Source organism: Thermoplasma sp., assembly GCF_023256435.1.
GTDB lineage: Archaea > Thermoplasmatota > Thermoplasmata > Thermoplasmatales > Thermoplasmataceae > Thermoplasma.
Window position 1 is genome coordinate 1 of the sequence record NZ_JAGDXM010000015.1, and the last position, 11812, is coordinate 11812.

Below are 11812 nucleotides of genomic sequence, written 5' to 3' on the forward strand. Positions count from 1 at the left end.
TTCAGGGAAACCAAATAATTGAGACAGTTAAGATTCAGGATCATATCAGAATAATATACAAACAGCACTCATTTTATGGAATATCCGGTGTATTTTTAGCTTTCCAGATATTAAGAATGACGCTGTATCATATCCAGCAATGTTCTTAAGTCATGCATATCCTCTGAATTATGGTATTAAGCTATAACAGTCCCGTCTTTTATGCTTTCCGGAGTATCAACGGATAATAATTTAACACCTTCATCGGTGACTGCCCCAAGGACAAGAACCTCAGAATTGAAGTTTGCAACTCTCTTTACGGGAAAGTTGACAACAGCAATTACCTTTCTTCCCTTCAGATCATCTTTCCTGTAATTGGTTATCTGGGCAGAGGTCTGCTTTATACCGATTTCTGGACCGAAATCTATTTTGAGCTTATAGGCTGGCTTTCTGGCTTCCGGGAATTCATAAACATCCAAAATTGTTCCCACACGTATATCCACTTTAAAAAATATGTCTGGAATTATTTCATCTTTTCTTTTCACACTATTAAAATAAAGAAAAATATAAAAACTTAATGAGAAATGGAATGCACGTAGTAAGCCCCTTTCTGTTTCCCCTTATGGGTAGGCAGCATTCGACTATTCGTCTTACCCGATCCTCGCAGCAGACTCACAGGATCTTTTTAGACTTTCTCCATCCAGGAAGATATTCCATCGTCACTTCCGGAAACGTCATCCCTTCGGAATCATCCTTAACCGGAGACCGTAAATTTCTTTTGCCTTTACCATCCTTCTCAGGATACCAGCTTGCGCTGGTCGGATACCGCCGTGGAGGGGGGACTTTCCTCACCTCAAGGGCGTCAGCTGCCCTCGCGCTTTCCCGCCTGCTGTTTCCAGCTTATCATTATCCCTCACACTTATATTTATCTGATCTCTGGTTAAAGCCCTGAATTTCAATTTTGCAGAAATAGATATATATAAGCAATACGACCTTACATCTGCATCTTTATGCTTATCATTGCCTCCATAAAGAATGGATTCCAGAGTTCATAATCAACTGCAATATGGATCTATGCCCCGGACTCACCTAAGGAAATCATCTCACTGGCTGATGATAGATCGAACTGGAAGTGATCAGCCATAACACTGGATGTTATGAAGTAGTTCTCGTCACCAATTCTGACGGAGCACACATATCCTTCTCCGGATCGATTGCAGCTTGCCGGATACCCTTTATCAGACGGTATCACAGAACGTTCGCTCAGCCTGTAGTACTTTCCATCGATGCGAACTATATTGCGAAAGTCAAGCAGAGAAACGCTCTCATAATACCGAAGATCCTCAACGCTCTTTACGGATTCAATTATCCTGCCATTGGACATAACGGATAGAGTATCAAAACCAAGTTCAAGATCCCGTGAGTTATGAGTCACATATATGTAATCTATATCGTATCTCTCCAGAAGTTCGGCAACGCTTATCACCATTGACATCCTTGATCTCTCATCCTGCATTGAGAACGGCTCATCCATCAGAAGCAGTTTCGGTTTTGATATCACAGCTCTTGCAACAGCCACCCTCTGCTGTTGACCTCCAGATAGTTCCCAGGTATTCTTATCGAGAAGATCGCTGAGGTGCATGAGATCCACGACCTCCTTATATATATCGTAATCACCATGGCCGTATCTTATCGAAATCGCAAGATTTTGCTTCACATTGTACTGCGGAAAGAGGAGAAGATTCTGTGGTATATAGGTTATCCTGCGTTTCCATGGCGGCAGGTTTTCAACATGATCCCCATTGAGTATGATCTCCCCTGTTGAATCTATTATTCCAGAGATCGCTTTGAGAAAGGATGACTTGCCTGCTCCGTTCTCGCCCATTATGAAATTTTTCCTTCCTCGTGTACTGTAGTGATCGACATTGAGAACAAATTTTCCCAGACTTGCATGAAGATTATTTATCTCAAGCATTCCAGCCACACCCTAAGAACGTATCCCGACAGTTTCCACAATCCTGAAAACACCGGTCACAACTATGCCTGTGAGTATCAGTATTGCGGATGAAGCGGCTGCAGGATCGAGGCCGTAACCGAGCCACTGGGAATATATGAAGACTCCTGCAAGCTTCACAAAACTTGGAAAGATGTAGTATGCAACTATCAATATCGCTCCAACCTCCGAAACAGATCTGGCCCAGGACAGAAGGAAGCCCTTTATCATCGATCTTGCCAGAAGCCTCATCGAAATTATCAAGAAGCTTATGCCTTCACCAATTCCAAGAGTCTTCGCGACATCCTCATAATCCACCACGTTACGCTGATAGCTTACACCGACCTCCCTTATGGAGTATGCAGAAGACAGAAAGAAAAGCGTTATTATCACCGCGAAAAGTGTGTCATCAAACGAGTAGCCTGGTATGTACTTCGACAGTAAGTGGCCTATGGGCATTGAAGGTTCGAACGTGAGAAGCATTATTATTCCGACGACCGTGTGCGGTATCATAATCGGAATCTCCACAACGCTGTCGACAGCCTTGAACACTGCTGATCTGTGTCTGGACATCGTATATGCGTATGGTACAGCCGCCATGACAGAAAGAACCGCAACGAATGCACAGACAATATAGGTGTACTCTATGGACGGCAAGATGCCTGAGTGCAGATCAGTCAAGATCTCAGACAGGGATGAATAGGTGAGGGCTCTTATCAATGGTATGATGAGTACAAGAAGGTATATCACAAACACCGGCACAAACAGATACGAAAGACGCCCTCTCATCTCGCAGAAACACCTCTATAAGTGATCGTCTTCAACATATTTACGCATGCGCACTTCAGAACAATTGTGTAAAAAATATAATATTATATAAAAAATGATGAATCAGTCATATGAAGATACTGGCAGATACGATGGTGGCGTAACCACCAGGCCCTTCAGCTGACTTGGCACATTGCCCACATAGAATGGCTGCGATAGCGGATCGAATTTGCTCATGGAGAGGTAGTGCTGTCCAAGACCGGTTATCAGGTCGTAAACATACTGTATCGCATATGGATTCGTGTAGTTGTTTATTACGGTGACGCTGTAGAATATTGGCGCACCTGGAAGGTTGCCCACGTTATCCCATGCTGGACCGCTTTCATTTATCTGTTCGTAGAAGTCGTCAACGGTCTTGTTGACGCTGCCAAGGTTTATCCACGTTGGAAGTCCGTTTGCACCTGTAGAATTCTGATAGTAGTCCAGTCCCTGGTTTATGGCCTGCGAGACGTAAGTCAGAGCGTAGTCTGCTGTTCCTGCTGTCAGATATCCGTCAAGTCCTATTTCAACGGTGGTAAGTTTTGTTGTGCCATTGAGATACTTCGATATGAATATCTGATGGTATAGCGCCATGGAATCGTTTACCGGATATCCAAATTTGCCATGGAACCAGTTGTTGTAAGCCCTATTATAATTCATGTATTCGGTGAAGTTGTTGTTGAATGCAAGTTTAACATAGTAACTGACCGGTTCACTTCCTTTAATAACAGTATCATTATTCCAGCCTGTGTAAAGTACCCCGGCCAGTTTCATGGTCTCTATGGCCTGGAAACCGCTTGGGTCCAGAGAGGCGTTTGACGCTGCCACTATTGCACTATTATTGGTTATATTCTCGAACCAATAAGGATAGCTCGAAGGTATCGAATATTTGCTGTTAACCCATGTTATTGCCATCTCGTTAGCTGAGAAGATGATCTGCCATGAGGCGTAATGCGTCTGATTCATAAGATCCTGATAAAGTATAGGAGCTGACGCTGAGATGAATACGCTGTAGTTCTTGCCTTCCTGCACCTCCCTGGCACCGCTTATAGAACCAGAGAATGTCATACCCACACGCACCCCTGTCAAATTTGTGAACTCAGGATTGAAATCGTTCCCTAGAGCGTATTTCAGAGAACCTGCAGCAAAAGTGTTTATGGCTGGCTTCGAAGGCGCAGAAACGGTATAATGCCCGGCGGCGAAGCCTATCACTATTCCCACAACAAGAAGGACGACAGATATGCCGACCCATTTAGTTGAGGCGGGTTTTATTGGATTTTCCATAATTAGTTAATATCGTAAATAACTAAAAAAGTTTGCTTATTTTATTTCCAGGTGTTAATAATTTCCTCAGACTGGGCCACAATGGCCTGCGTCTTCAAAACTTTCAGGGCTGCTTCATGCATCTCTCTGTTGGAGGATGAAACACAATCCTCTACAACCACTGGATAGAAACCCCTGTTTCCTGCACTTCTGGCTGATGATTCTATACCAAACTCAGTGGCTATGCCGGTGAATATAACTGTGTCTATATGCGCATTATGCAACATAAGCTCTACGTTTGTACCGATGAAAATATCGGCTGTGTTCTTGTTCACCACCATATCACCATCATCTGGCGCTAGATCGGTATAGATTTCAGATTCTGGTGATCCGGGTTTCATGAAACTGATCTTCTTCGGATCAGAAACGCCATATCTCTTCATAGAGGAATACAATCTGAAGCCGGACTCATATTCGAATGGTAACGGGGTGATCTTCGTATAGAGTATCGGTATATGATGATGTCTTGCCTCACCTATAAGTTTCTTCAGAGATGAGACAAACTGATCCCTATTGAATATTCCGTTAACAAGTGCGTTCTGGACATCCCAGACGACAAGGATCGAATGGTCAGGGCTTACCATTTCTTTCAGATTTTCATATATTTTTCCTTCTATAACCATAAAATATGAATAAAAGAATTGATATTAAGATTTTTCAATGAAATATTTATATGTCATTTAATCACAGCTGCGGCTATTATCCTGTCATTATCGTCTATATCCATCAGCTTTACGCCTGATGTTACCCTGGATGTCTCTGGAATTTCCGATGCCTTTATTCTGATGGTCTTCTCATTCATCGATACAAGTATGACCTCGTCATCGCTGCTCACCGGTATCGCATGACTTACCTTGCCTGTCCTCTCAGTATCTCTATACACCATCACGCCGGATGATCCCCTATGATGTATTGGAAATTCCGAGATGCTGGTACGTTTTCCATACCCCTTCTCGGATATGCTCAGAATATCCTCATCCTCATTGACGACGAAAGCTGTGAGGATCTGGTCTCCCTCATTCAGGCGCATGGATCTTACGCCCATGCTTGTTCTCCCAGTTTCCCTTATCTCCGAGGTGTTGAACACTGACGCCTTACCCTTTGACGACAATACGAATATGTTCTGATCCTTAGCCGTATATGATACAGACACAAGCTCATCGCCTTCATCAAGCGTTATGATCTTGATCCCGGAACTCTTTGAATCAAAGACAGGATCAGCCGCAGTCTTTTTTACCGATCCGTCCCTTGTAACGAGGATCAGATAGTATCCCTTTTCCGGCGGTGCCTTCATGATCTCAGTGACCCTTTCTCCATTGGAAAGCTTCAGGAAAGCAGCAGCTGATACGCCAAGAGAGGTACTGCTCTTCTTTGGTATCTCATAGGCCTTCGATTTGAAAACCCTGCCAGTATTGGTGAAATAGTAAACCGTATCGTGAGAGAAGCAATGAATCATGCTCTTTATACTATCTGAAGTCTTCATAGAAGTGCTGACGCCCTTGCCGCCCCTGCGCTGAGATCTGTATTCGTCTGCCTGTACGCGCTTCACCAAGCCGCCATAGCTCAGCATGAGAATGGATTCTTCGTTCGGAATCAGATCCTCCGTTGTCCTCTCCGTCACGCCTCTGAACTTTATCTTCGACCGCCTCTTATCACCATATTTTCTCTTTATCTCCTCCATCTCACTCTTGAATACCTTTACCCGCTTCTCCTCAGAAAGTATGGTCTCTTCCAGATCTCTTATATCAGCTTCAAGTTGCGATATTTCTGATCGTACAGATTCCTGTTCCATATTGACAAGCCGCTGGAGACGCATCTCCAGTATGGCCTTTATCTGCCTGTCATTGAGTTCAAATTCCTTCCTGAGCAAATTCCCTGCCTGATCGGTATCCTTCGACGATTTAAGGATCTCCACAACACGATTTATATTCTCTATAGCCGTCAGAATGCCGGTCAGAACATCCAGCCTTTCCTTTTTCTTGTCAAGCCTGTACTGGGACCTCCTTAGAATGACGTCAAGCCGGTGATCTATGAATGAATCTATGAGCTCCTTGAGGTTCATCAGCTTGGGCTGATTGCCCACTAGCACCAGATTTATTATTCCTATGCTGCTTTCGAGTGCGGTGTGTTCATAGAGCTGGTTGAGGACTAGCGGCTTTATATCATCATCCCTCACCCTGACCACTATTCTAATGCCGTTCCTGTCGCTCTCATCCTTTATATCCGTTATATCCTTTATTATCTCATTCTTGGCCAGATCCGCTATGGATTGTACAAGATCTGCCTTATTGACGCCATAGGGTATGCTCTTTATTATTATTCTTCGATCCTCTGAGAGATCGACCTCGCCCTGTACTATGACCTTACCCCTACCCGATCTGTAGGCATCTATGAGTTCCTTTCCATAGAAGATTATACCGCCTCCGGGAAAATCGGGACCCTTGACGTACTTGAGCAGATCGTCTACTGGTGCATCCCTGTGATCAACCTCATACAGTATTGCATCCGATATCTCTGCGAGATTGTGCGGCACCATATTCGTTGCCATTCCAACAGCTATGCCCGAACTTCCATTGACAAGAAGGTTCGGTATCTTCGCCGGGAGATATTCAGGCTCAGACAGAGTGCCATCAAAATTCAACCTGAATGGCACTGTATTCTCATCAATATCATCCATCATGTCCTCTGCTATCTGTGTGAGCCTGGCCTCCGTATATCTCATTGCAGCTGGAGAATCCCCATCTATCGAACCGAAGTTTCCCTGACCATCGACCAGAGGATATCTAAGGGAAAAATCCTGCGCCATCCTCACCAGCGCATCATATATGGCCATGTCACCATGAGGATGGTATTTACCCATGGTTTCACCAACGATTCTTGCACACTTCTTGTAAGGTTTATCATGGGTTACACCAAGCTCTCTCATTGAATAAAGAACACGCCTCTGCACTGGCTTTAGACCATCCCTGACATCCGGTATTGCCCTGCTTACGATCACGCTCATCGCGTATTCGAGATACGACTTTCTTATCTCAACCTCAACGGCTCTCCTTTCCATACATCACACCTCAGAGGTCTATGTTCTCCGCATAAACTGCATTCTCTTCTATGAACTTCCTTCTGGGTTCTACCTTTTCACCCATCAGAATAGTGAATATACGCTCAGCTTCCTCTGCATCCTCTATGGTCACCTGTACAAGCTTCCTGGTCTTAGGGTTCATCGTCGTTTCCCATAGCTGCTCCGGATTCATTTCACCCAGTCCTTTGAACCGCTGTATTATTGCGTTTGGCCCGAACTCCTTACTCACCTGTTCCTTCTCCTCATCGGAATAAACGTATTTCACATTCTGCCCCTTCTGTATTCTATAAAGAGGTGGTTCGGCAAAGAAGACGTTGCCGTTCTCGATGAGCGATCTTGCATACCTGAAAAAGAATGTGAGCAGCAAAGTCCTTATATGAGCGCCGTCAACATCTGCATCCGTCATTATTATTATCTTGCCGTATCTTAGCTTTTTTGGATTCAGATCCTCCTTCACTCCCGTGCCTATGGCGACGACAAGGTCATGTATTATTTCGTTTTCAACGACCTTCATATCAGAGGCCTTTTCCACATTCAGTATCTTTCCACGAAGTGGAAGAACAGCCTGATACTGCCGGTTTCTCGCCTGCTTTGCGGATCCTCCAGCAGAGTCACCCTCCACTATGTACAGTTCTGTATTATTCGGATCGTTGGAAGAGCAGTCAGCAAGCTTCCCTGGAAGCCCACCGCCTTCCAGAGCCGATTTTCTCCTTACCAATTCTTTGGCCTTTCTTGACGCTTCCCTTGCCGCTGCGGCCGAAAGTACACGGCCTATGATAACGTCTGCAACATGAGGATTGGTCTCCATGAAGGTTCTCATGAACTTCGAGGTCACCGACTGCACTATGCCCCTTACAGCACTGTTTCCAAGCTTGGCCTTGGTCTGGCCTTCAAACTGGGGATTCTGCATCTTAACATGCAGTACAGCTATTACGCCTTCCTTTACGTCGTCGCCCGTTATATCCTCAACGCCTTTTATCTTATTGTTGGCTCTGGCATAATCCTGTATTGCTCTTGAGAGCCCCTGATGGAAGCCTGCCACATGAGTGCCGCCTTCAGGAGTGCTTATATTGTTGACAAAGGACATCAGCACCTCCTGCACATCGGTGGTGTAAAGAAGCGAAAATTCCACCATGTGATTGTCGACCTCTTCCTTCAGATAAAGCGGATCAATTATAGCTTCCTTTCCCTCCGCCAGATGCTTCACAAGCTCAGTTAGGCCGCCCTCATGATGGAGCACATCCTCCCTTCCGGTGGCTTCGTCTCTCAACGTGATGGTCAGTTGCGGGTTAAGATACGAGAGATCCGTGAGCCTGGAGAGGATTGTATCATATGAGAATTCTGTAACTTCAAATATCTCAGGATCTGGATAGAATTTTATTATTGTTCCATGATCTGGGAATTTTATGTTTATACCAAGCCTCTCAATATCCGATATATCATTGGCTATCTTCAGACCAGAAACTGGGATTCCCTGTTCGAAGATGTCATAATAGATCTTGCCATCTCGCTTTACCACTGCGATCAGCTTTTTTGAGAGTGCGTTCACAACGTGTACTCCAACACCATGCAGTCCTCCTGTTATCTTATATACCTTCTTGTCAAATTTTGCACCGCTGTGAAGTTCTGTCAGCACAATCTCCAGACCAGGTCTATTATATTTTGGATGGATATCCACAGGTATACCCCTTCCATCATCCTCAACTGTTATGGACCCATCCTTACCCATCAAAACATATATCCTGCTGCAATATCCAGCTACAGATTCATCCACACTGTTATCCACGACCTCATACACAAGATGGTGGAGGCCCCTTGTGTCCGTGGATCCTATATACATCCCAGGCACTTTTCTAACAGCTTTAAGCCCTTCAAGTATCTGTATTTGCGAAGAATCGTAATTGTTCTCAGTCATTTCCAGTCCCTATTTGTTGTTTCCATATTAATATTTAGATCGTCGAAAGGTGAAATTTCATAGTTTTTTCTAATATTTTCCATCTTTCTGATACATATTTAGAGCATACAGGTTCATAATGTCTCGCCCTTTCAATAAGTCTGACGATCAACTTGCTCACAGTATAAATAGAGGCATTGAATATGCAATATATGATCGTTGAGGATCAGAGAAACATAACATGTGGAGGCGATCCATTCAACTACCTTAAAAGCACGCTGAAGGGACTCTCATTCCAGTTGGAACCGGGACAGGATGTAAAGGTCCTGCTTTTAAAGGAAAAATTCCCATTCGGTAGAGATGTCTACGAAGGACTGGCGAGAACTTCCAGGTTCAAGCTGATCGATGTTGAGGAGAACGATGGGGAAGTCGCAGTTATACTGAGAAAAACCCAGTGAAGGCGTCGATGCCCACCCAAAAATTAAATATCCGCTTATAATTAGCTGTCAGAAAGGTGTATTTATGGTAACTAAGCCTGCTAGAATGTATTCGCGCATAACCGGCCCTGCCTATACTAGAAAGGAGTTCATGGGCGGTGTTCCATATCCAAAGATCACGACCTTCGTTCAGGGAAATCAGAAAAAGGACTTTCCAATAGAAATGAGACTCGTCGCCGAGGAGCCCTGCCAGATAAGGCATACTGCATTGGAGGCTGCAAGGGTCTCAGTGAACAGGAGGATGACGGAGGCCGCTGGCCTTGATTACTTCTATCTAAAGGTAGTCCCATATCCTCATCATGTGCTGAGGGAACACAAGATGGCTACCGGCGCTGGTGCTGACCGTATATCAAGCGGTATGAGAGCTGCGTTTGGTAGACCTGTAGGAACCGCAGCCAGGGTTTATCCTGACGATGTCATAATGATAGCCAGAACAGATGAGGCGCACGCAAAGGAGCTGAAAATGGCTCTCCGGAAGGCTGCGATAAAACTTCCAACACCATGCAAAGTTGTGATAACAAAGGGCAAGGAGATCGCCGGTTCGCTGGGGATATAGATTCAGATATCCCTGTTTTATCAATTTTCAGTCGGTGAGCTGCTCCTCAACCAAAATTTTTGAAGCTTCTTCTTTACAAAGTGATATCCCCCTTTACATCTTATTCAGTATAGGATCTATACCGTGACGTATGCAGACATATATTCAGACTGTAAAAGCCCTGTTCTTATAGATCATACAAAATTTATAAAATTTTTATATTGGGTAAGTTCGTGTATCTCCTGTTCGGAGAAAGGCCTTACTGCTTCACTCAAACTTACAATTTTGCTTATAAAATCCTAGATGTGCTCTATACGATATCTCTCCCTGCTAGCTATGAAAACCTGAATCAACTTTCCTGCAAGCATCGATGTATTTCCGTTGTCGTAGAGTGGTGAAAATTCATTGATGTCCATACCGATGGTCTTATAGGAGAGCCTCTCAATGATCCTTCTAACATCGTAATCTGCCAGGCCAAATGGCTCTGGAGTTCCAACAGCTGGAGCGTACGCTGGATCGATACCGTCCATATCTATCGAGATATATATTTTATCATACTTCCTTTCGATCTCATTGATGTATCTGTCTATACCGTACTCCTTAACGTTGAATGATGGAATAAACTCAACCTTATCAAAGTCGGGATCCTGATATTCTTCGAGAGATACTGATCTTGTGCCAATAGATGTTATCCTTCCAGGTCCAAGTATCTCAAGAGAACGTTTTGTCACGCATGCATGATTGAATTTATTGCCCATGTAAGAGTCTCTAAAGTCTGAATGCGCATCAATGATAACCATATGGACATCCTTAGGCAGATTCCTCACTGCACCGACAGTTATAGAATGCTCACCGCCAAGCATTATCGGGATCTTTCCATCACTGAATATCATCTTGGTTATGCGTTCAACCTGATCCACGATGTATTCAACATCTTCAGATTCTTCCATGTCACCGAGATCGGCAATCTTTGCCTTCAACAGATCGAAATGATACGAAAATTCGAAGGATTCGAGATTAACATAGGCTGACCTTATGGAGTCTGGAGCATACTTGGATCCTCGTCTGTAACTCGATGTGTTATCGAAAGGGACGCCGAATATCACATAATCGCTTTCCTCATATTCATATTTGGCGTCCGCGATCTTCTTAAGTGATAAAAGATCCCTCAGTTCTGAAGCATGATCTTTCGCATCCCCATTGTTTCCCAATAGGGCACCTCCATTCCTGGTTTGACCTTGTCGGCGATCTCTGGATCCAAAGGCAAGACAAAGGTTTCGAACGTTTCCGAGTCCATGAGCTGAACTTCGTTGTTCTGAACGGACAGAACCTGTGCGTTCTTCTTTTCTATTATCGGTATCTTTACCTTGTGCTTCACGGGGTAGACAACACTCCGCTTCTGATTATCAAACACCCCTATGGCCACGATCCTTCCCTTGGCTTCGCCATGCTTACCTGGTTTAGACATTGTTATTTCTACGATCTTGCATGGTGCATCATCTATCAGTATGTATCTTCCTACTTTGAGTTCTCGTACTTCAGCTTCTTGCCAGCTCATTAATATCTGCCCCTAATTTTATTACCATTTAAATACTTTCTTACCGTAATGACTGGCCGAATGAACTCCCTCGCATCCTAAATTCATGAAAGTTGTGTTTAATCAAAGATCATAAGAATTTTTCATCCGAATCCAGACCACTTTTAT

11 protein-coding genes and 1 other RNA gene are annotated in these 11812 nt (G+C 44.1%); 2 read left to right on the forward strand and 10 right to left on the reverse strand.

Going from position 1 to position 11812, the window contains the following annotated elements:
• Positions 1-176: 176 nt before the first annotated feature.
• From Q0C15_RS01670 to gyrB, 8 genes are all read right to left on the reverse strand, one after another.
• Positions 177-524 (reverse strand): tRNA-binding protein, encoded by a 348-nt coding sequence (locus Q0C15_RS01670; RefSeq protein WP_297215305.1) that lies wholly within the window; start codon positions 522-524, stop codon positions 177-179.
• Between the two features lie 42 nt (positions 525-566).
• An RNA gene (gene rnpB, locus Q0C15_RS01675) (RNase P RNA component) lies at positions 567-861 on the reverse strand.
• 190 nt (positions 862-1051) lie between these two features.
• Positions 1052-1954, reverse strand: coding sequence for an ATP-binding cassette domain-containing protein (locus Q0C15_RS01680; protein ID WP_297215306.1), 903 nt, complete (start codon positions 1952-1954; stop codon positions 1052-1054).
• Between the two features lie 12 nt (positions 1955-1966).
• The gene (locus Q0C15_RS01685; RefSeq protein ID WP_297215307.1) at positions 1967-2761 is read right to left on the reverse strand and encodes an ABC transporter permease; all 795 of its coding nucleotides are present in this window, start codon (positions 2759-2761) and stop codon (positions 1967-1969) included.
• A gap of 102 nt (positions 2762-2863) precedes the next feature.
• Positions 2864-4063, reverse strand: a complete 1200-nt coding sequence (locus Q0C15_RS01690; RefSeq protein ID WP_297215308.1) for an extracellular solute-binding protein — start codon at positions 4061-4063, stop codon at positions 2864-2866.
• 41 nt (positions 4064-4104) lie between these two features.
• A complete protein-coding gene (locus Q0C15_RS01695; protein WP_297215309.1) occupies positions 4105-4725 on the reverse strand; it encodes an isochorismatase family cysteine hydrolase in 621 nt (206 codons plus the stop codon).
• Positions 4726-4778: 53 nt separating this feature from the next.
• A complete protein-coding gene (gene gyrA, locus Q0C15_RS01700) occupies positions 4779-7160 on the reverse strand; it encodes a DNA gyrase subunit A (RefSeq protein ID WP_297215310.1) in 2382 nt (793 codons plus the stop codon).
• 10 nt (positions 7161-7170) lie between these two features.
• Positions 7171-9096 carry a DNA topoisomerase (ATP-hydrolyzing) subunit B gene (gene gyrB, locus Q0C15_RS01705; RefSeq protein WP_297215311.1) on the reverse strand — a complete coding sequence of 642 codons (1926 nt, stop codon included), beginning with the start codon at positions 9094-9096 and terminating at the stop codon, positions 7171-7173.
• Positions 9097-9287: 191 nt separating this feature from the next.
• Here gyrB and Q0C15_RS01710 point away from each other — a divergent pair, with 191 nt between their 5' ends.
• Complete coding sequence (locus Q0C15_RS01710) at positions 9288-9533, forward strand: hypothetical protein (protein WP_297215314.1); 246 nt, start codon at positions 9288-9290, stop codon at positions 9531-9533.
• A 64-nt stretch (positions 9534-9597) separates the two neighbouring features.
• A complete protein-coding gene (locus Q0C15_RS01715; protein ID WP_110641908.1) occupies positions 9598-10128 on the forward strand; it encodes a 50S ribosomal protein L16 in 531 nt (176 codons plus the stop codon).
• Between the two features lie 278 nt (positions 10129-10406).
• Here Q0C15_RS01715 and speB read toward each other — a convergent pair whose 3' ends face one another.
• Entirely contained in the window at positions 10407-11318 is a 912-nt protein-coding gene (gene speB, locus Q0C15_RS01720; RefSeq protein ID WP_297215317.1) for an agmatinase, read from the reverse strand.
• Complete coding sequence (locus tag Q0C15_RS01725; RefSeq protein ID WP_110641912.1) at positions 11276-11665, reverse strand: translation initiation factor IF-5A; 390 nt, start codon at positions 11663-11665, stop codon at positions 11276-11278. The genes speB and Q0C15_RS01725 overlap by 43 nt, the downstream gene beginning before the upstream one ends.
• Positions 11666-11812 lie beyond the last annotated feature (147 nt).